Genomic DNA, 20,854 nt, shown 5'->3' with positions numbered 1-20,854 from the left:
TTTTATCTTCTGAATATCAGAAAACTAATATTTTAAAGAAGATCTAAAATTTCCTGAACCGCGTCTTTTCCTCTGTTTTTTGCATAATAGAGCTGAAGATCGTTATAAAAGCTGTCTTTTGGATAACCTTCAGGATCGGCTTTATGTTTCATCAATAATTCTTTTCCATATTTTGGACGAGGTCCCCATGAATTTTTTACGTTGAAGTCTTTATCCAAAATAATAACTTTAGGAATAGATTCGGTTCCATTAGTCAAAAACTGATTGATTAAGCTTTTATCACTATCTCTCAGGAAGATTTTTACTTCATTATGACCTTCAAAAAATTTAATCAAAGCAGGAACTGTTGCGCTTGCATCACCACACCAGGCTTCGGAAATGATTAAAATTTTTCCGTCAAAATTTTTAGCAGCCAGTTCTTTCAGCTGTTCTTCATCCGGAATGTATTTTTTCAAAGTTCTGTCCATTCTTTGAAGTCCCAGTTCATAGTATTGTTTATAGTCAATTTCCTGTTGAGTGGAAGGGTTTTCTAATCGTTCTTTTGCGATTTGAATATATTCTTCATAAGAAATTCCTTGAGCCCAGTAATTTTCCATTACTTAAAATTTGTATTAAAAATTATTAATATTTCTTGTTTTGTTAATCAAAAATAAATCCGCTAAGACAAAAGCTGCCAAACTTTCCACTACAGGAACAGCTCTTGGAAGAACACAAGGATCGTGGCGTCCTTTTCCTTCTACAATGGCAGGATTTCCAAATTTATCCACACTTTCCTGAGGTCTTAAAATAGTAGCCACTGGTTTGAAAGCTACCCGGAAATAAATATCCATTCCGTTTGAAATTCCGCCTTGGATTCCACCGGAAAGATTAGATTTTGTTGTAAAGTCTTCGTTGAAAAGATCATTATGTTCTTTTCCTGTCATTTTTGCCCCGCAGAAACCGCTTCCATATTCAAAACCTTTTGCGGCATTGATATTCAGCATTGCTTTACCTAATTCTGCCTGCAGTTTTGAGAAGACAGGTTCGCCAATTCCGACAGGAACATTTTTGATCACACATGTAATTGTTCCGCCGATTGTATTGCCTTCTTTTTTGATTTCTTTGATTCTCTTGATCATCTTTTCTGCTGTTTCAGCATCAGGACAACGAACTTCGTTGCTTTCGGTTTTAGAAAAATCCAAAGCCTGATAAGGTTTTTCACAGAAAATTTCACCTACGGAAGAAACGTAAGCATTGATCTCAATATTTGATAAAAGCTGTTTTGCTAAAGCTCCGGCAACCACCCAGTTCATGGTTTCTCTTGCTGATGATTTTCCGCCGCCGCGATAATCTCTTAGACCATATTTTTGATCATAGGTAAAGTCCGCATGACTCGGACGATACGAGTTAGCAATATGGTCATAATCTTTTGATTTCTGATTTTCGTTTTCGATAATAAAACCAATGGGAGTTCCGGTTGTTTTTCCTTCAAAAATTCCTGAAAGAAACTGTACGGTGTCACTTTCTTTTCTTTGGGTTACAATTGCAGATTGTCCGGGTTTTCTTCGATCCAATTCGTATTGAATTTTATCGAAATCAACCGTTAAACCTGCCGGAAAATTATTGATGATTCCACCATAAGCCAAGCCATGACTCTCTCCAAATGTTGTAAGACTGAGAAGATTACCTAAAGTATTTAACATGGTACAAATTTACGGCTTTTTCTTCAGATAAAAAGACTCACACATTACTTCTGTTTATACAGATTGTTGATGGAATTGATCACGTTGTCTGCTTCTTTTTTTTCCTTTGAATTTAATTTTTTCCAGATAAATCCACTTTCGGTATCGGTTTCATCGATGAGCTGCGGGAAAATTCCGGCTTTTATATACTCAAAAACATAGCCTTCGGAAATAGCGGGAAGGGGAGTGCTGTAGTTGAGCGGATATTTTTTTGAAACATTGAAATTTAAATTACCGATTTTGTAAGAGTTGTAATCTATAGCTTTATAAACGGACGGTTTATAAAGCTGCTCTATTTCGGGTTCTTTCATGAAGTTTCCTAAATAGAAGCTCTGCAAATGTTTTTTAACAAGTTGAGGAATTGATATGAATCCGACAAAAAATAGGCTGAAAACAGAAAATATAATAAGTGATTTTTTTTTATCGAAATAATTGATAAACATTACAAAGAAAATGACAAAGAAAACATCTATAAAAAAACGGTATTGTGCCGAAAATAAAATGATTAAAATGCTTTTTATTAGAATCGAAATACAAATTAAAGTAATGATTCTGTTTTTTTTGATGAATGCAAATCCGGTGAAAATAATTAAACTTATAACAAGTAGTATATTGATTTTTGATTTCATTCCGTGTAAGAAAAACCAGTTTTTTACATAATCAAACCAAGAAAATTGTTGAATTTGCAGATAGGAATACTGCATATCATAGGTTTTTTGAATAGCAATTTGGGAAGAGGTTTTTAAAATATCGGGGTTAGGCTTCCAACTTATTCCAATATCTCCGACTGAAACGGGGAAAACAGGATAACCAAAGGTATAAATGTTCTTAATACAAAATAATATTAGGATCAAAATTCCTGGAATTAGATTTTTAAAACCCGATTTTATAATGAAAACCGAATAAAGACAACTTAAGATCGGAAGCCAGATCATTGTTGGTTTTATTGCAAAAACAAATGCTGAAAATGTGAATAAAATGGCTGTTTCTTTATTTTGTTTTACGATTTCATTTAAAATAATCAATGAAAAAATAATAACGGGAAGATCCGGACTCGGAGATTGTGAGAACATTAGTAAAAAAGGGAGAAAGCAAAGGTGAATCCAGCTTTTTTTTTCAATGATATATACTATGTAAACAATGAGTAAAATAGTGTTTATTCTCAGAAAAGGATCGGTAAAATTGGAAAATCCGGCTTGGAAAATATGCCAAATAGACATTTGACCAAGTACAAGATTAAGATTTGAAATACCTTTTACCATACCGACTTCTGTAAGCCATTTTATCGTGGGAATATAATATCCGAAGTGATCTATCATATATGGATAGAATGAACCGCAGAATAAAATTATCAGTAAACTGCCGGTAAATAACAGAGAATCTTTTTTTGAAAGTAGAGTGAATTCCTGATATAATTTGTCTTTAAAAAAATAAAAAAGGCCCAGTAAAATGGTCGGAATTTCTACATAAATCTTTAAAGGAATGAAGAAGGAAAGAATTGTCCAGATCAAACTGACGGTTAAAATTCCTGAAAATACTTTTCCTGAAATTCCTTCAAATAAAGGAGTTGATAAATATTCTGAAATTCTTCCCCAACCGATTAAAACCGGAATAATTAAAATTGTTGAAAGTAAAATTAAAATCATAAAAAAAGATTGCTTAAAAATAAGCAATCTTTTAGTGTTATATTGAAAAATAATTAATTACTAGGCTGAACTCTACCGTCCTTTCTATCTCCGGCTCTACCAATCGTATATCCGGTTGCGCCCCCTACAACTCCACCGATTACGGCACCAAGCCCTCTGTTTTTCTTAGCAATAATGGCACCTGCTGCTGCACCACCTACGGCTCCGATGATAGTACCTTTTGCTGCTTTACTCATCCCTTTTTTCTGAGTTGTTCCCTGTGAAGCGGTGCTACTACTTCCGTTATTGGCATAACTTCCGTTTGAGCCTGAACTTTCTCTATAGATGGTTTTCTCTCTTATTACCTGTGGTCTTGAATTATTTGAATTTGAAGCGACTTCTTTTGCTTTTTTAACTTCAACAATGCTGTCTGCTTGTTTTTGAGCTTCGTAAGCCATTTTTTCTTTTTCAATAGCTAATTTCTGTTTTTCAATTTCTAGCTGTCTCATTTGAAACTCTATTTTTTGTTGCTCCAGAGATTTTTCAGCTACTTGATCATCTTTTTTACAAGCTGTCATTAAAAATACTGACAAAAAACTTGCTAACACTATCTTTTTCATAATTCAATTTTTTATTGACAAAGATTTATCAATTGTTGTAATGATAATTTCAATTTTAAAGCCAAATAATGTTAATAAGTGTTAAAATTAGTGGAATGAAGGAAATCGATACTTTGAATTTTTCAATTACAAAAAGTGAATTCCAGATTTTAAATTGCTTTATTGTTCAGTATTTGCAATATTTTTTGAATACTTATTTCACTTTTTCTTGAGAGAAAAATAAAAGTCTTTTTTTATTCCTGAAAAAATATGCTTAAAAGTACTTTAAACACTAGGCTTTGTGCTTTTATATGGACTTTTTAGTGAAAAAAATATTGCATTAAGTCAAAAAGTAATGAAATAATTATAAATCTATTTTATGTGATTTTTTTACATTTTTTTTGATTTTATTACGAAAAAAAAACTTCAAAAAACAGTTTTTTTAGTTTTTTTATAATGATGTTATTTTTGTAGATTTGTATAAACTAAAAAACTTGCCATGGACTTATTTGATTATTCATTCATCAAACTGATTTTACTGTTTGTACTCCTCATGTTTTTTACCGTTTGCCTGTACTTATTTCTTCGGAAGAGTAGCAACAGATCAGGATTCGGGTATTACGGTTATGATTTTCCCCATTATAAAAAATATATGGATCCTAAGAAAAAAGACCTGGACTCCAAAGAAGAAGTTAAATGATACATATTTTTAAATTTCATTTATAAAATATTCTAATCCAGATCAATGGTGGCTATGGAATTGTCTCTTGGTCAGATTAGATGTTTGGACCAGTATTAAACAAAAAAACTCAAATCTTAAGATTTGAGTTTTTGGAGGTGCCTAGCGGATTCGAACCGCTGTAGATGGTGTTGCAGACCACTGCCTAGCCGCTCGGCCAAAGCACCATTTTTTACGTCTGCAAATATAGTAAAATTTATTATTTAGCAAAAACTTTATGCTATATTTCTGTATTGTGAATCCTTTTTATCTTGTTTATCAGTGGGATAAATTTTTAAAAAAAGCTTGTTTTGAATAGAGTATAACTCAAATTCCGGCAAGAATTAATTTTAAGGATGCGTTGGTATCAATAACGGCTGTAATGGCTGTTGATGTTAAGAGTATTTTTGTAGGTTTAAGATTAAAAACCTTTCCACTCATTTTTAGTCCTTTATAATATTCTTTGTTGAAAGCTTCTTCAATACTTTTTTTCGAGCTGTTTTCAAGGTCTTGTGTAGGAATTCCATATTCCTCTTCTATCATTTTTACGATTTTTCCCTGAAATAATACAGATGCTGTTTTCTGTAAAAAATTAGAAGTTTTAAGTTTGAATTTGGTTCCTGAAAGGACAATTTTCTTTTTGGCCTCATCATATACTGGAATCCCTGAAATAATACAGGTTCCTTTTACATAGCCTTCAGTTTGAGCTTCAATCATAATTTTATCATCTATTCCGTATACTCTAATGTCAGTAATTTTCACCTTCGAATCCCTTATGTCGAATTCTTTATTCAAAAATGTCTTTCTAGCAATATTACTGGCTTCCGTATAAGGAATATTGGCTGTTGTCTGTAATAAAAAGTTATCTCCTAAGCTAGGGGAGAAGCTGAAGTTTAAGGCTGTTTTTATAGGTTGTGAAGCCTCCGGTTTAGTGCCTGTGAAGGTTTCAGAATATATATCAATTCCAATATTGGTATTGATCTGATTGGCATAAAATTTTAACGGAGTAATATTTACTGCAATAGGAGAGACTTTCAACCAGGTATTATATTCTTCTGAAATGTTGAAGGGCTGTGAAAAAGCATTCCATGCCGTTACAGCATATTGTTGGAAATTCAATTGAGATGCCATTTGCTGATCAATGGTTTTACAGAATTTTTGCTGCTGTTCGATTAAGTTTTTTTCAACGATAGACGTGATCGGAATTTGAATTTTCCCGAAATCTAAAACAGGTTTTGTTACCCATCTGAAACCATTGGGTTTTGTATTGGTTGTTATGGTCCAGTTGTTTTGGAAAGTTAATGTGGTATTAAAAGACATCACGGTTTCAAAAGTTGTATTTTGATAGGTGTAAATGCCTAATGTTCCGATACCTTTTTCTGCCCAGATCTTTAAAGGAACTTCAATTAAAATATTTTGATTCGTTCCTCCTACTAAACGTATAGGCCGGGTTTTCCATACTTTGACTTTGAACTGGTCATTATTGTTATCCGTATAAGAATCGTCCTGATAAATAAGCTCTTTTACAGAGGCATTAATCATGTTGCTGATTTCCGAAAGGGGAATCGTTACCGGCATAGTAATGTTGGATTTTATCTTCGGGAAATTATATGCGACCGGCTGACTCTCGGCATTTGTTTGTCCAAAAGTATTGATAAAAGCGACTAGAAATAATATTTTGATGATTTTCAATGTATAAAATTTTAGAAAACGAAGTAAATTTAATTTTCAGGTTTAAAACTCTGCTCCAGCTCGATACTTGCGCCTCTCATTTCGCCTTGCATAGGAGGAGCAGTTTTGGTAATTTTTAATTTGATATAATCAATCTGGGAAAATTTATCATGAATTTTAGAAATGATTCTCCCTGCTACATGCTCCAGTAATTTAGATTTAACCTTCATTTCATCATGGATGATATGGTTGATGTCTGCATAACTTATAGTATCCTTCAAATCATCAGATTCCGCTGCTTTCCACAAATCAGTGTGAAGTTCCACATTTAGAATATAATATGTTCCGATAACATTTTCTTCAGGTAAAACGCCGTGATAGGCATATATTTTTACGTCTTCAAGATATATTTTGCTCATATTTTCTTAATTTTTATCAAGCAAAATTCGCTTTAATTCTGCAAAGTCAGCTTGTATTTCAAGACTTTTTTTCTCCTTTTTCATTAAATCTTTTAAAGACTCGGGGAGTTCAATAGAGACTTGTGCTGCCATTTCTACTGCATCAGGAAATTTTACAGGATGTGCTGTTGCCAAAATAAAACCTTTTTTACCCGGATTTTCTTTCAAATATTGTTCCATTGCTGTATAAGCGACTGAACTGTGGGGGTCAAGCAAATAATTAAATTTTTTATCAATTTCTTTGATGGTCTGTAAGGTTGTATCATCATCAATAGAATAGCCTGAAATTTTACTTTTTACATCTTCAAAATGATTTTCAAAAAGCTCTAAAATTCTTATAAAATTGCTCGGATTTCCGACATCCATTGCATTCGAAAGGGTAGCAACCGTTTCTTTATATTCTAATTTTTGTGTTTTTAAATACTGCGGAACTACATCATTCTCATTACAGGCAGCAATAAAATGTTCGGCAGGAAGTCCTCTGAAATGAGCTAAAATTCCTGCGCAAATATTGCCAAAATTTCCACTGGGAACGCAAATAACAGGGTTTTCTTTTTCCAGTATCTGCCATTGTTTTAACGCTAATAAATAATAAATCTGCTGAGGAAGCCATCTTGCGACATTAATAGAATTTGCGGAGGTTAAAAATAAAGCTAAATTTATTTCTTTATCCGAAAAAGCCTGTTTTACCAGACTTTGGCAATCATCAAAACTGCCGTCAACTTCCAGGGCGGAAATATTTTCGCCTAAAGCAGTCAATTGCTTTTCCTGAACTTCACTCACACGATTTTTAGGATAAAGGATAACAACTTCAATATTTTCAGTTTGATAAAACCCATTGGCAACTGCGCCTCCCGTGTCTCCTGAAGTTGCAACCAAAACCGTTACCTTTTTATCTTCATCCTGCAGAAAATAGGAAAGAATACGACTCATAAATCTTGCTCCAACATCTTTAAATGCCAAAGTAGGTCCATGAAAAAGTTCTAGTGAATAAATATTTTCATTAATTTTTTTCAAAGGAATTTCGAAATTAATGGTTTCTGAAACGATTTCTTTTAAAACATCAGAAGGAATTTCATCCCCAATAAAATCTTTCATGCACTGAAAAGCAATTTCTTCATCAGAATATTGATGTAAATTTTCAATGAAATCCAGATCAAATTTTGGAATAAATTCAGGAAAAAATAAACCTTTTTCTTTTCCCTGTCCTTTTATGGTCGCAGTTTTGAAATCAACAGCTTCTTTTTTATCTTTTAAATTGTAATACTTCATTGGGCTAAATTTTAATTTTCGATGATTTTAATTCCTGACGGATTTATTTTTGAAACATACACGAAGCTTTCAATGTCAATTTCATTATAAACAGATTTCATCATATCTGCGATTTTCTGTGCAATTTCTTCTTTTTCCGAAATCATAAAAATTGACGGCCCGGAACCTGAAATTCCTCCGCCCAAAGCTCCTAATTCCAGACTATTTTCTTTGATATCGTTAAACCTCGGAATTAAAATGCTTCGTATGGGTTCTACTATGACGTCGTTCAGGCTTCTGCCAATCAATCCAAAGTCATTATTCTGAATCCCGGCAACTAATCCTGCAATATTTCCCCATTGTTCTATTGCATCTTTCAGAAGAATATTCTTTTTCAGAATCTGTCTTGCATCAGAAGTTTTTACTTCAACCTGCGGATGAACTGCCGTCACCAATAAATCAGGAGAATTCAGGGGAATAATATCAATAAGATTGGATGATTTCACTAAAGTTATTCCTCCAAAAATGCAAGGTGCAATATTATCTGCATGTTTTACGCCGGAAGCCAGCTCTTCTCCAAACATTGCAAAATAAACCAGTTCTTCTTTAGTGAAAATATTTCCCAATAATTCATTGGCTCCGATGGCGGCTCCAGCGGCGCTAGCCGCACTGGAGCCGAGCCCGCTTCCTGGTTTTATCTTTTTATTAATGATGACTTCAAAGCCTTTTTTCAAATTTAAATATTCCTGGATTTTTAATAAAACGACTCCGGCAACATTTTCTGTTGGCTTTTCGGGTAAACCGAAACTATCCTTATGTCTGATAATAATTTCGGGGGTTTCCAGGAGCTTAAACTCCATCTCATCATAAGGTTCGTGAATTGCCATTCCCAAAATATCAAACCCGCAAACCAGATTGGCAACAGTTGCAGGTATTTTTAATTTAATTTTTCTCATAATTAAAATTTTAAACAGAACGAACGATATCGGCAAAAACACCACTTGCGGTTACTTCTGCACCGGCTCCCGCACCTTTTACAACCAAAGGCTGTTCAGAATATCTCAAAGTTTTAAAGATTACAATATTATCTTTCCCGTACAGATGAAAAAGATCACTTTCAGGAGCAATATGCTGCAACCCGACTTTGGCTTTTCCATCATTGAACTCTGCCACGTATTTTAAAATCTTACCATTATTTTTGGCTTGATGAAGTATATTTTTAAAATGGTCTTCATATTTCGTAAGTGATTGATAAAAATCTTGTACGTTACCTTTCATACATTCTTCCGGAAGAAAACTTTCATTTTCAATATCATCAAATTCAAGGGAATAACCAGCCTCTCTTGCCAGGATCAAAATTTTTCGTGCAACATCGGTTCCAGATAAATCAAGTCGTGGATCCGGCTCGGTATAACCTTCTTTTTGAGCCTGGGCTACAACTTCGGAAAAGGTCTTGCTGCCGTTATAATTGTTGAAAACAAAATTCAGAGTTCCGCTTAAAACTGCCTGAATAGAAGTTATTTTATCACCACTTCTTATCAGGTCGTTAATTGTTCCGATAATCGGAAGTCCGGCTCCTACATTCGTTTCAAATAAAAATTTGCAGCTGTGGTTTCTGGCAATAGATTTTAATGATCTATAATTTTCAAAACCGGAAGAAGCTGCAATTTTGTTGCAGGCGACAATATTAATGCTCTTTTTTAATAATTTTTCATACATATTCGGAACTTCGGAACTGGCCGTTACATCTATAAAAACAGAGTTTCTTAAATTCCGTGAAATAATTTCCCTGGTAAATTTTTCCACAGAAGCTTCTTCGCCATGTTGATTCCAATCATTCCAATCATTTTCCGGGATTCCTTTATCCGCGAAAATCATTTTCCGGCTGTTGGAAAGTCCTGCGATTCTTAAATTGATCAGAAGGTTTTCTTTAAGATATTCGTTCTGATCATAAATTTGCTGGATTAATTTCTTCCCTACATTCCCTGTTCCGCAGATATAAAGGTGGATCTGTTTTATTTCGGACTCAAAAAACTCTTCATGTAGAACATTAACAGCCTTTTTAATATCTTTTTCTAAAATAACAATGCTGATATTTTTTTCTGAAGATCCCTGTGCAATCGCTCTGATATTGATGCCGTTATTTCCCAGACAGCCAAACATTTTGGCGCTTACGCCGCTTCGACTTTTCATATTTTCGCCGACTAATGCTACGATGGATAAACCGGTTTCAATTTTTACAGGTTCAAGTCTTTTTAGTTTCAGATCATCTTCAAAAGCCGAATCTATAGCACTTTTAGCTCCTATCATATCTTTTTCATGAATCGCAACAGTAATGGAATGTTCGGAGGAACTCTGAGTGATGAGAATAACGTTCACTTTTTCATTGCTTAAGCATTGGAATAGTTTTGCAGAAAACCCGGGAATTCCAATCATTCCGCTTCCTTCTAAAGTCAGCAGAGCAATATTGCTCATGTTTGAAATCCCAACAGCGATTGGTTCGTTTTCAGGATCATTTTTTTTCAGATTGTGAGAAATTAATGTTCCCGGAGCTTCAGGATCAAAAGTGTTTTTAATTCTTAAATCGATATTTTTTACCATGACGGGCTGTATGGTAGGAGGATACAAAACTTTTGCTCCGAAATGAGAAAGCTCCATGGCTTCAGAATATGAAATCTCAGGAATTGGTTTTGCATCGGAAACCAATCTGGGATCAGAGGTCATCATTCCGCTAACGTCTGTCCAGATCTGAAGTTCATCAGCATTGATGGAGGAAGCAATAATAGAGGCAGTATAATCTGAACCGCCCCGTCCTAATGTTGTGGAGTTTCTTTTTTCATCTTTAGCAATAAATCCCGGAGCAATAATAATCTGGTTTTGATTTTCATTTAAAAATTGCAGCAGATTTTTTTCCGTAGCTTCAAAATGTACTTTTGCATTTGTGAAATTACTGTTGGTAGTAATATTTTCTGCAGAATTCATCCAAAAAACATTCAGTCCTTCAGATTTTAATCTTGCGGTAATTATATTGGAAGAAAGAAATTCACCATAAGAGGTTATTTTATCTTTAATTCTGTCGGTAAATTCTCCCAATACGAAAATCCCGTTGCAGATGTCTTCAATATCATTAAAATGTTTTTTAACGAAGCTCAGCCAAGAGCTTTGATCCAAAATCGGAATTAATTCTTTGACTAAATCCAGATGTTTTTCTTCAATATTTTTAATTATTTGAAAATAATTTTCATTGCTTTGGGAGGCTGATTCTGCTGCTTTTATCAATTGATCTGTTACGCCATGAAGTGCAGAAACCACAACTACAACTCTGTTTTTCAGAGATTCTTTTTTTATAATATCTTCGACCTTTAATATATTTTGGGCATTGGCGACAGAAGTTCCGCCAAATTTTAAAACTTTCATTATATTTTATTTAGGTTATGAAAAATGAAATTTTACTCTTCAAAAAAAGAGTACACGCGTGTGAATGATATGTGAAAATTTACCCCGTTATGGGGTAGTCGTAGTTGTTGTAGCAATAATAGAAACAAAGTTTCCTTCCGGGATAGAGAAATCCGGAATAGAAATATCAGATATGTTTCTTAAAAAGTTCATTGTTACTTGAACAAATGTACAAATTATTTTAAAACACCAAAGTTTTTGTGCTAAAATTTTGAAAAAGAAAAAAGCACTGTAAAAACAGTGCTTTAATTTTATTTTATACTTTTAGAAAGATCAAGCATTGCCTCAATTGGCTTTAATGCTTTTAATCTCAATTCTTCATCAATAATAATTTCAGGAAGTTCATATTTCATACATAAATACAATTTTTCCATTGTATTGCGTTTCATGTAGAAACATTCTGAACAGTTACAACTTTCATCAAAAACCAAAGCCGGAATCAATTCTTTGTGAGGAGCACGCTTTTTCATTTCGTGCAGGATTCCTTCCTCTGTTGCGATGATGAACTTCTGACAATCGTCTTTCTGCACATAATCCAACAATGCAGAAGTAGAACCAATAAAATGAGCCAGTTTCAAAACCGCTTCTTCACTTTCCGGATGAGCAATCAATTTTGCATCTGGGTTCTCTGCCAATTGTTTTGCAATTCTTTCCATGGAAAATGCTTCGTGAACGATGCAGCTTCCATCCCAAAGTATCATATCACGTCCTGTTTTCTGAGATAAATATCTCCCTAGATTTTTATCCGGTGCAAAAATGATTGGTCTGTCTTTCGGTAAAGCTTCAATCACTGTTTCGGCGTTGGAACTTGTGACGATAATATCACTTTCTGCTTTCGTTTCAGCGTTACAGTTGATATAGGTTGCAACCAGAGCATTCGGATGCTGTTCACGCATTTTTCTCAAACCTTCTCCTGAGCAGCCGTCTGCTAAAGAGCATCCCGCCATTGTGTCGGGAAGGACAACTTTTTTAGTCGGATTCAGAATTTTTGCTGCTTCAGCCATGAAATGCACTCCACAGAATACAATCATATCCGCATTCGTATCTTTTGCCTGCCTTGCCAATTGAAGAGAATCTCCCAGGAAATCGGCAATATCCTGAATTTCTCCAGGCTGGTAATAATGCGCTAAAATGACCGCATTTTTTTCTTCTTTCAATTTAAGAATTGCTTTTACAAGCTCTTCTCCTTGAGGAATCACTAAATCTTTAATATCCAGAAATCCTTTTACAGGAATGGTAGATTTAGCTTTTTCTAATGTTTCGGTACTCATATCAACCTCAATGTTTTTGATTACAGAAGTTAGAGGTTAGAAATTTGATATTAGTTAAAATTTGTGTTTAAAAAACTAAGCCCTAATTTCTAGTTTCTTCTATAAAATTTTTTATTAAACTTTCTATTTCTTTTTTTGCTTCGTCCAAATCAGCATTGATGACGATTTTATCAAATTCTTTAGCATAAGACATTTCTTCTTCTGCTTTTGCTACGCGGGTTTTGATGGTCTCTGCATCATCTGTGTTCCTTGAAATCAATCTTCGTTCCAACTCTTCAATGGAAGGTGGTTCAATGAAAATTGACAATGCTTTTTCTCCAAAATATTTTTTCAGGGAAATTCCTCCTTTTACATCAACATCAAAAATAACGACTTTTCCCTGATTCCAGATCTTTTCAACTTCAGATTTTAAAGTACCGTAATATTTATCCGTATAAACCTCCTCAAATTCTACAAATGCATCTTCCGCAATTTTCTGTCTGAATTCATCCGGTGTCAAAAAATGATAATCCACCGCATGAACTTCACTTCCTCTAGGCTGTCTTGTTGTACAGGAAATTGAGAACCGCAATTCATCAAAAACTTCCAGAGAATGCCTTACTAATGTCGTTTTTCCGCTTCCTGACGGTGCTGAAAATATGATAACTTTATCCATATGGTTGTTGGTTGATAGGTTTTAGTTGATAGTAGCAAAGATCCAACAACCATCAACCAAAAACAGTCAACTAAATTATAATACGTTTAACGTTTGTTCTTTAATTTTTTCCAAATCATCCTTCATCATCACTACTAGTTTCTGAATTTGAGCATGGTTAGCTTTTGAACCTAAAGTATTGATTTCACGACCAATTTCCTGAGAAATAAACCCAAGTTTTTTCCCGTTGAAATCTTCATTGTCCATTACTTCTTTGTAATATTTCAAATGCTGGGTTAATCTTACTTTTTCCTCAGAAATATCCAATTTTTCGGTGAAATAAGCCATCTCCTGATAAAAACGGGTTTCATCAACATTTTCAAATTCCTTCAATGTTTTCTGATAACGTTCTCGTACAGCTACAATTCTTTCTTCTTCAAAAGGAATAACCTCGTTTAGATATTTATCGATATTCTGAATGTTTCTTTCTAATTCTTCGTGCAGAATTTTACCTTCTGTTTTTCTGAACTCCTCAAAACGGTCAATTGCAGTATTTACAATCTTTGCTAAAGCTTCCCATTCACCTTCAGACAATTCATCGGGTCTGGAAGTGATCGCGTCCGGAAGTCTAACCGCCATTTTCAGATATTCGAAATCGGGTCCATCAGACGCAATATTTCGAAGTTCGTTAATGTAAGAATCAATTAATCCTTTGTTGATTTTTACATCATTGGTCTCTTCAAGATTCTCTATATTGATGTAGCAGTCTACTTTTCCACGGATGAGTCTATCATTAAGAATTTTTCTGATTTCAAATTCTTTTTCTTTATAACGCAGAGGGATTTTAATATTTAAATCAAAGCTTTTGCTGTTCAGTGATTTAATATCTATTGTAATTTTCTTTCCTTCAAAAACGTCTTCGGCTCTACCAAAGCCTGTCATTGATAAAATCATAGTTTTTTATTGTCGTACAAAGATAAACATTTAAGTCTATAGTGTGATAAGATGAAACTTTAACGTTAATGTCAAATTATTGATTTAAAATTTATTTTTAACCGTTAAGATTTTTATTAAGATATTTAGAACATTAAGATGAGCTTCGCTTTTAGAATAGTGCTTGAGAAAATCTATTAGATTTATTAATTAAACTTAACTCCTTAAATTATTCTTAATGGCTCAAAATTAAGGTGCAGTTTTTTTGAGTTTTTTACAGTTAAAATAAAGTTGGCTCATTTTCGTAAATTAGCGCTGTGAAAAAGAAAAATTTGATTTCTGTAGTAGGACCCACCGGAATTGGTAAAACAAGACTGGCAATTGATTTGGCTAAACATTTCAATACGGAAATTATTTCCTGTGATTCGCGTCAGTTTTTTAAAGGAATGGAAATCGGTACTGCAGCGCCTTCTGCGGAGGAATTGGCGGAGGCACCTCATCATTTTATCGGAAACCTTTCAGTTCAGGAATATTATTCCATCGGGCAGTATGAAGAAGATGCTTTAAAAAAGCTCAACGAGCTTTTTGAGAATCACGATACGGTCATTTTGGTGGGCGGAAGCATGATGTATGAAAAAGCGGTAATTGAAGGATTGAATGACTTACCGGAAGCTGACGAAGAAAATCAGAAAAAACTTCATGAAATTCTCGAAAATGAAGGCATCGAAAAGCTTCAGGAACTTTTAAAAGAACTCGATCCTGAATATTTTGCGGTGGTTGATTTTCATAATCACAGAAGACTTTTACGTGCAATTGATGTTATCTGGCAGACGAATAAAAAATATTCTGAACAGATTGCTGTTTCACAGGATTCCAGGGATTTTAATTCTATCCGAATCGGAATTGAAGCGCCGAGAGAAGAATTGTACGACCGAATCAACAGGAGAGTGGATATTATGATGGAGAAAGGTTTGTTGGAAGAAGCTAAAAATCTGGAAGAATTTAAAGATTTAACGGCTCTGAAGACCGTTGGATATTCTGAATTATTCAAATATTTTGATGGGGAATGGGAGTTGGATTTTGCCATTTCTGAAATTAAGAAAAATAGCCGAAGATATGCAAAACGCCAATTGACCTGGTACCGAAAAGCGGATGATATTCATTATTTGCAGCTGGGGTATTCGCGGGAGGATTTTGATAGGTTGATTGGGTATATTAATGAACAAATTTCAAAATAATTTTTCTTCCACAGATTTCACGGATTTACTAAGTTTAGCTAGGATTTTAGAACAATGCTTATAAAAATCTATTTGATTTTTCTTAATGAAGCTTGACTTCTTAAATGTTCTTAATGGTTTAAAAAAATATGAATTGTCATTCTGACAAAGGAAGAATCTCTACGAATATTTATAGATTCTTCACTCCACTTCTGAACTATGTTCGTAAACCTTTGGTTATGTTCAGAATGACAAACTACACAATCAAGCTTATACATATTTAAAAATAAAAATGCGATCCCGAAAGACCGCATTCCATTAAACAATATAATTTAATTTACTACTTCCAACCGCCTCCTAACGCTCGGTACAAGTCTACTATACTGCTTAATCTCTGTCTTTTTACGGACGCCAAATTAAGCTCGGCCTGTAGAGAATTTCCCTGAGCTGTTATTACTTCTAAATAGTTTGCCATTCCGCCTTTGTAAAGCATTTCGGCACTTTTAATTCCGTCTTTTAACGTTGCTACCTGTTCGGTTGCTTTTTGTTCCTGAACTTTTAAGCTTTCATTAGAAACCAAGGCATCAGAAACTTCACCCACTGCATTCAAAACCGATTGACGGAAAGCCAATACGTTTTTCTCTCTCTGGATTTTAGCAACATTTAAATCCGTTTTCAATTGTCTTTTCTGGAAAATAGGTTGAGTGATTCCTCCTAAAACAGACCCGAATAATGAAGCAGGAATCTGAAACCAGTTATCAATTTTAAATGAATTTACCCCTCCGTTTGCTGTGATTTTTAACGAAGGATACATATTGGCCTGAGCAATTCCCACCATTGAGTTGGATTCCAGCAATGCCAATTCCTGTTGACGTACATCCGGACGGCGGCTTACCATTGCTGCTGGAAGACCTGCTGAAATATTCTGTGGCAAAGAGGTTTCAGACATTTCAATTGTTCTGCTGATTTTTCCCGGGTTTTCTCCGATTAAAATACTCAATGCATTTTCCTGAATGGCTATATTTTGCTCCAGTTGAGTGATCAATAATTCTGTAGACTGCTTTTGAGCCGTTGCCTGCTGAACTCCCAAAGAAGTTGTATCACCACTTTTCCATAATTTTTCTGTCAAGGAAAGGGTGTTTTTGCTCAATTCTAAATTTGAGTTGGCAATCTGCAACTGTTTGTCGAGCATCAACAAATTATAATATCCCTGGGCAATTGCTGCAACAACCTGAGTCTGGATTGCTTTTGTTGCCTCATATGTTTGCAGATATTGCATTCTTGAAATTTCCTGCTGATTTTTGATTTTTCCCCAAATATCGGCTTCCCAGGAAAGATTGAAGGCTGCATTATAATCTTCAACATAGCTTTTGCCTAAAAATAAATTTAAGCTTTGCCCGTTCATGCTGTTTTTAGAAGGTTTTGAAATCTGTGCAGAAACGCCGAAACCAACATCCGGATACTGAAGGTATTTTGCCTGTTTTAATTTCTCCTGTGAAGAAGCCACCTGTTTTAAAGCAATCTGTAAATCGTAATTGTTTTTAATTCCTTTTTCGATTAAGCTTTGCAACATCGGGTCGCTGAAAAACTGTTTCCACTCTAAGTTGGCAACGCTGGCTGTATCGGCAGTTGCAGTATATTTGAACGTTTCGGGAAGCTCAAGCTCAGGCTCCTTGTATGCCAGTTTCGACACACAGGAGACCGAACCTAAAGCCAGTCCAAAAGCGATGATAATATTTATTATTTTTTTCATAATTTAAATAAGCTTTTAATTGATTACAAAACTTTGAGAAGTTTTTTTAAAGCAAAGAAATCTTTAGTAGGAGAAAATGCTTTGCTTTTTTATAATGTTAGTTTGAATAGTTTCTTCTCTATTTTTTTAATTTGAACCATTAAGAACATTTAAGGAATTAAGTTTAATTAAGAAAAATCAAATAGATTTTTAATAAGCGAAGCTGAACTTAATATTCTAAACTTCTTAATCAAAATCTTAATGGTTCAAAGTATATTTAAATTATTCTCAAAGTTTTGTCAATCATTATATTAATGAGCCGGAGTTAAAAGTTCATTTTCTAATTTCTGTCTCTGAAGTCTTTTCTTTTTTCTGCTCGGCATTTTTTCGTGTAAGTATTGGAAAATCACAAACATTACAGGAATAATAAATACTCCGAATACAACTCCGGTCAACATTCCACCAACAGTACTCATTCCGATTGAGTGGTTACCTTTTGCGGAAGCTCCCTGTGTCCAAACCAATGGAAGCATACCGATGATGAAGGCAAATGAGGTCATTAAGATTGGTCTTAAACGTAGTCTTGAAGCCTGAAGCGCAGATTCCAGTAATGATCTTCCCGCATTTCTTCTTTGTACGGCAAATTCTACAATAAGAATCGCGTTTTTCGCCAATAATCCGACCAACATGATCAATCCAACCTGAACGTAAATGTTGTTATCAATTCCGGCTAATCCTGTGAAAGCAAATACTCCGAAAATACCTGTAGGAATCGTTAAAATAACGGCAAACGGAAGGATATAACTTTCATATTGAGCTGCCAATAAGAAATACACAAACAAAATACTTAACATAAAGATAAATGCTGTCTGTCCGCTTGTTTTGATCTCTTCACGGGTGATTCCCGTCCATTCGTAACCGTAACCTCTCGGAAGTGATTTCTGTGCAACTTCTTCTACTGCCTTAATGGCATCTCCGGTACTGTAACCAGGTTTTGGAGTTCCGTTGATCGTAACGGCGTTGAATAGGTTGTTTCTTGTCACTGTTTCAGGCCCGAAGCTTCTTTTTAATGTTACCAATGTTTTTACAGGAACCATTTCGCCAGATTTATTTTTAACATAAATTCCTTCCAGAGAATTCGCGTCGGTACGGTAAGGAATATCTGCCTGAGCCATTACTCTGTAGTATTTCCCGAATCTGTTGAAATCCGAAACGAAGCTACTTCCATAGTAAATCTGCATCGTCTGCATCAATTCTGTGATAGAAACTCCAAGCTGATTGGCTTTATCATTATCAACCTCGATTGTGAATTGTGGATTTCCTGCTGCATACGTTGTGAAAGCGAATGCAATTTCCGGACGTTTCATCATTTCTCCGATGAAAGCCTGAGTGTTCGTTCCTAATTGTTCCAGAGAACCGTTCGTTCTGTCCTGAAGCATAAATTCAAACCCGGAAACATTACCAAATCCCTGAACTGTAGGGAAGTTGAAGAAGAATGCACTTGCATCTTTTACCTGCGAAACTTTCCCGGTTAATCCTGCTGCAATCTGATCCGGATCGGTGATTTCACCTCGCTGGTCATGATCTTTTAATTTGATGAAACCTGCAGAATAAGGAGAAGCATTCGCATTACTGATGAAGTTCAGACCGTCTGCAACCCAAAGGTGATTTTTCGCTTTTTCACCGTCAATAATTTTATCGATTTGTTCAGTTGCATTGTGCGTTCTGTCTAATGAACTTCCCGGAGGAGTATTCACTGCATATAAAATGAAACCTTGATCTTCTGTTGGAATAAATCCTGATGGCGCTTTTTTAATTAAGAAAACACTTGCTGCCGTCAATACAACCAATCCTCCGACTGCAACCCATTTGTTTTTAATTAAAAATTTAAGGCTGTAAATGTATTTTTTAGTTAAATTATTAAAGCTCGTATTGAAAGCATTGAAAAATTTTGCTCCGAAACCGGTTTTCTTCCCATGTTCACCGTGCTCACCTTGAGGATCATTTAATAATAATGCACAAAGAGCCGGACTTAACGTTAGTGCGTTAACCGCAGAAATCATAATCGCAATAGCCAATGTAAAGGCAAACTGTCTGTAGAAAACTCCTGCAGGACCTTGCATGAAACCTACCGGGATAAACACGGCGCACATCACCAAAGTAATGGAAATAATCGCTCCGGAAATTTCACTCATCGAACTCATGGTAGCATGTTCTACAGGCATTCCTGTATGTTCCATTTTGGAGTGAATAGCTTCTACCACAACGATCGCGTCATCCACCACAATACCAATCGCGAGTACCAATGCGAACAATGTCAACATGTTGATACTGAAACCAAATAACTGCAAGAAGAAGAAGGTACCAATAATCGCAACTGGAACGGCAATCGCAGGAATTAATGTAGATCTGAAATCCTGAAGGAAAATATACACTACAATAAATACCAGGATAAATGCAATCACCAATGTTTCAACAACCTGATGAATAGACGCGTCTAAGAAATCTTTAGAGTTGTACATGATGATCGGCTCCACACCTTTTGGAAGGGTTGTTTTGAACTGGTCAACCTGTTTTTCAATTTCTGTTAAGATCTCGTTGGCGTTGGAACCGGCAGTCTGCATGATCGCAAATCCAGCTACCGGTTTCCCGTCAACTCTGTTAGCTGCTGTATAGGTGTAAGATCCGAATTCCACTCTTGCCACGTCTTTCAGTCTTAGGAAAGAACCGTCGCTATTGGCTTTGATGGCAATATTTTCGTAGTCTTCGTTCTTGTTTAATTTACCTTTATATTTTAAGATATATTCATAAGTTTCCTTACTCCCTTGTCCCAAACGACCTGGTGCAGCTTCTAAGTTGTGATCTTTCACCGCATTCAAAACTTCCTGTGGAGAAAGTCCGTTCGCAGCTAATCTGTCCGGTTTAAGCCAAAGTCTCATGGAGTAATCTCTCGTTCCGAAAACCTGCGCCTGAGCAACCCCTGGAATACGCTGAATTTGCGGAATGATATTGATTTTCAGGTAGTTCTGTAAAAACAATTCATCGTATTGTTTAGGATCATTACTTGTTAATCCCATGAACATGATCATACTGTTTTGTACTTTCTGAGTAGAAACTCCTGCCTGAACAACCTCCTGTGGAAGTTGGCTCATCGCTTTGGATACACGGTTTTGTACGTTTACCGCAGCGTTATCCGCGTCAGAACCCTGCTTGAAGAAGACATTTAATGTCATTGTACCATCGTTACTTGAGTTGGAAGTCATGTAGGTCATGTTTTCCACCCCGTTTACGGCTTCTTCAATAGGTGTTGCCACAGAACGTGCTACTACCTCCGCATTCGCTCCCGGATAAAATGCCGTCACCTGAACGCTCGGAGGAGCAATATCTGGAAAGAGGGCAATGGGTAAATTAAAGAGGGACAAAGCCCCCAATAATAAAAGTATTATGGAGATCACGGTAGAGAGTACCGGTCTTTCTATAAATTGTTTTAACATAAGAAGTTTATTTTTTAATGGTGTTTAAACGATGTTCTTACCACAAAAGGAACAAAAGATTATATCTGATTTTT

At 35.1% G+C, this 20,854-nt stretch carries 16 protein-coding genes and 1 tRNA gene; 2 read left to right on the top strand and 15 right to left on the bottom strand.

Annotated elements, in window-relative coordinates:
• Positions 1-32: 32 nt before the first annotated feature.
• The 4 genes from CLV73_RS09925 to CLV73_RS09910 are packed head-to-tail and all read right to left on the bottom strand — an operon-like array spanning position 33 to position 3,966.
• Positions 33-596, bottom strand: a complete 564-nt coding sequence (locus CLV73_RS09925; RefSeq protein WP_100376663.1) for a thioredoxin family protein — start codon at positions 594-596, stop codon at positions 33-35.
• A gap of 15 nt (positions 597-611) precedes the next feature.
• The gene (gene aroC, locus CLV73_RS09920; RefSeq protein ID WP_100376662.1) at positions 612-1,682 is read right to left on the bottom strand and encodes a chorismate synthase; all 1,071 of its coding nucleotides are present in this window, start codon (positions 1,680-1,682) and stop codon (positions 612-614) included.
• A gap of 44 nt (positions 1,683-1,726) precedes the next feature.
• Entirely contained in the window at positions 1,727-3,367 is a 1,641-nt protein-coding gene (locus CLV73_RS09915) for an LIC_10190 family membrane protein (RefSeq protein ID WP_228424305.1), read from the bottom strand.
• Between the two features lie 53 nt (positions 3,368-3,420).
• Positions 3,421-3,966 (bottom strand): YMGG-like glycine zipper-containing protein, encoded by a 546-nt coding sequence (locus CLV73_RS09910; RefSeq protein WP_100376661.1) that lies wholly within the window; start codon positions 3,964-3,966, stop codon positions 3,421-3,423.
• 478 nt (positions 3,967-4,444) lie between these two features.
• On the opposite strand from CLV73_RS09910, the gene CLV73_RS09905 reads away from it, so the two are divergent.
• A complete protein-coding gene (locus tag CLV73_RS09905; protein WP_100376660.1) occupies positions 4,445-4,645 on the top strand; it encodes a hypothetical protein in 201 nt (66 codons plus the stop codon).
• A gap of 132 nt (positions 4,646-4,777) precedes the next feature.
• Here the strand turns inward: CLV73_RS09905 and CLV73_RS09900 are convergent.
• From CLV73_RS09900 to CLV73_RS09860, 9 genes are all read right to left on the bottom strand, one after another.
• Positions 4,778-4,851, bottom strand: a tRNA-Cys gene (locus tag CLV73_RS09900).
• A gap of 139 nt (positions 4,852-4,990) precedes the next feature.
• Positions 4,991-6,355, bottom strand: coding sequence for a DUF4403 family protein (locus CLV73_RS09895; protein WP_100376659.1), 1,365 nt, complete (start codon positions 6,353-6,355; stop codon positions 4,991-4,993).
• Positions 6,356-6,384: 29 nt separating this feature from the next.
• On the bottom strand, positions 6,385-6,753 hold the full coding sequence (folB, locus tag CLV73_RS09890; protein WP_100376658.1) for a dihydroneopterin aldolase: 369 nt from the start codon (positions 6,751-6,753) through the stop codon (positions 6,385-6,387).
• Between the two features lie 6 nt (positions 6,754-6,759).
• Positions 6,760-8,064 carry a threonine synthase gene (gene thrC / locus CLV73_RS09885; protein ID WP_100376657.1) on the bottom strand — a complete coding sequence of 435 codons (1,305 nt, stop codon included), beginning with the start codon at positions 8,062-8,064 and terminating at the stop codon, positions 6,760-6,762.
• 11 nt (positions 8,065-8,075) lie between these two features.
• Entirely contained in the window at positions 8,076-8,999 is a 924-nt protein-coding gene (locus CLV73_RS09880; protein ID WP_100376656.1) for a homoserine kinase, read from the bottom strand.
• 10 nt (positions 9,000-9,009) lie between these two features.
• Complete coding sequence (thrA, locus tag CLV73_RS09875; protein WP_100376655.1) at positions 9,010-11,460, bottom strand: bifunctional aspartate kinase/homoserine dehydrogenase I; 2,451 nt, start codon at positions 11,458-11,460, stop codon at positions 9,010-9,012.
• Between the two features lie 290 nt (positions 11,461-11,750).
• Positions 11,751-12,770 (bottom strand): quinolinate synthase NadA, encoded by a 1,020-nt coding sequence (nadA, locus tag CLV73_RS09870; protein WP_100376654.1) that lies wholly within the window; start codon positions 12,768-12,770, stop codon positions 11,751-11,753.
• A gap of 82 nt (positions 12,771-12,852) precedes the next feature.
• Positions 12,853-13,425 carry a guanylate kinase gene (gmk, locus tag CLV73_RS09865; protein WP_100376653.1) on the bottom strand — a complete coding sequence of 191 codons (573 nt, stop codon included), beginning with the start codon at positions 13,423-13,425 and terminating at the stop codon, positions 12,853-12,855.
• Positions 13,426-13,500: 75 nt separating this feature from the next.
• A complete protein-coding gene (locus CLV73_RS09860) occupies positions 13,501-14,358 on the bottom strand; it encodes a YicC/YloC family endoribonuclease (RefSeq protein WP_100376652.1) in 858 nt (285 codons plus the stop codon).
• Positions 14,359-14,654: 296 nt separating this feature from the next.
• Between CLV73_RS09860 and miaA the strand changes: the two genes are divergently transcribed.
• Complete coding sequence (gene miaA / locus CLV73_RS09855) at positions 14,655-15,575, top strand: tRNA (adenosine(37)-N6)-dimethylallyltransferase MiaA (protein WP_100376651.1); 921 nt, start codon at positions 14,655-14,657, stop codon at positions 15,573-15,575.
• Between the two features lie 319 nt (positions 15,576-15,894).
• Here the strand turns inward: miaA and CLV73_RS09850 are convergent, their stop codons facing one another.
• Both CLV73_RS09850 and CLV73_RS09845 read right to left on the bottom strand, forming a co-directional pair.
• Positions 15,895-17,307, bottom strand: coding sequence for an efflux transporter outer membrane subunit (locus CLV73_RS09850; protein ID WP_100376650.1), 1,413 nt, complete (start codon positions 17,305-17,307; stop codon positions 15,895-15,897).
• Positions 17,308-17,597: 290 nt separating this feature from the next.
• On the bottom strand, positions 17,598-20,780 hold the full coding sequence (locus tag CLV73_RS09845; RefSeq protein WP_100376649.1) for an efflux RND transporter permease subunit: 3,183 nt from the start codon (positions 20,778-20,780) through the stop codon (positions 17,598-17,600).
• Positions 20,781-20,854 lie beyond the last annotated feature (74 nt).

The sequence above is a fragment of the Chryseobacterium geocarposphaerae genome (genome assembly GCF_002797535.1).
In the GTDB taxonomy this organism is placed as follows: Bacteria; Bacteroidota; Bacteroidia; order Flavobacteriales; family Weeksellaceae; genus Chryseobacterium; species Chryseobacterium geocarposphaerae.
Note: the sequence above shows the minus strand (reverse complement) of the source record. Positions and strands in the feature narration are given on the sequence as shown.

Excerpts from the sequence above, each read along its gene's own strand:
- CLV73_RS09925 (WP_100376663.1), bottom strand. The coding sequence starts at position 596 with ATGGAAAATTACTGGGCTCAAGGAATTTCTTATGAAGAATATATTCAA.
- aroC (WP_100376662.1), bottom strand. The coding sequence starts at position 1,682 with ATGTTAAATACTTTAGGTAATCTTCTCAGTCTTACAACATTTGGAGAG.
- CLV73_RS09915 (WP_228424305.1), bottom strand. The coding sequence starts at position 3,367 with ATGATTTTAATTTTACTTTCAACAATTTTAATTATTCCGGTTTTAATC.
- CLV73_RS09910 (WP_100376661.1), bottom strand. The coding sequence starts at position 3,966 with ATGAAAAAGATAGTGTTAGCAAGTTTTTTGTCAGTATTTTTAATGACA.
- CLV73_RS09905 (WP_100376660.1), top strand. The coding sequence starts at position 4,445 with ATGGACTTATTTGATTATTCATTCATCAAACTGATTTTACTGTTTGTA.
- folB (WP_100376658.1), bottom strand. The coding sequence starts at position 6,753 with ATGAGCAAAATATATCTTGAAGACGTAAAAATATATGCCTATCACGGC.
- thrC (WP_100376657.1), bottom strand. The coding sequence starts at position 8,064 with ATGAAGTATTACAATTTAAAAGATAAAAAAGAAGCTGTTGATTTCAAA.
- CLV73_RS09880 (WP_100376656.1), bottom strand. The coding sequence starts at position 8,999 with ATGAGAAAAATTAAATTAAAAATACCTGCAACTGTTGCCAATCTGGTT.
- thrA (WP_100376655.1), bottom strand. The coding sequence starts at position 11,460 with ATGAAAGTTTTAAAATTTGGCGGAACTTCTGTCGCCAATGCCCAAAAT.
- nadA (WP_100376654.1), bottom strand. The coding sequence starts at position 12,770 with ATGAGTACCGAAACATTAGAAAAAGCTAAATCTACCATTCCTGTAAAA.
- gmk (WP_100376653.1), bottom strand. The coding sequence starts at position 13,425 with ATGGATAAAGTTATCATATTTTCAGCACCGTCAGGAAGCGGAAAAACG.
- CLV73_RS09860 (WP_100376652.1), bottom strand. The coding sequence starts at position 14,358 with ATGATTTTATCAATGACAGGCTTTGGTAGAGCCGAAGACGTTTTTGAA.
- CLV73_RS09850 (WP_100376650.1), bottom strand. The coding sequence starts at position 17,307 with ATGAAAAAAATAATAAATATTATCATCGCTTTTGGACTGGCTTTAGGT.
- CLV73_RS09845 (WP_100376649.1), bottom strand. The coding sequence starts at position 20,780 with ATGTTAAAACAATTTATAGAAAGACCGGTACTCTCTACCGTGATCTCC.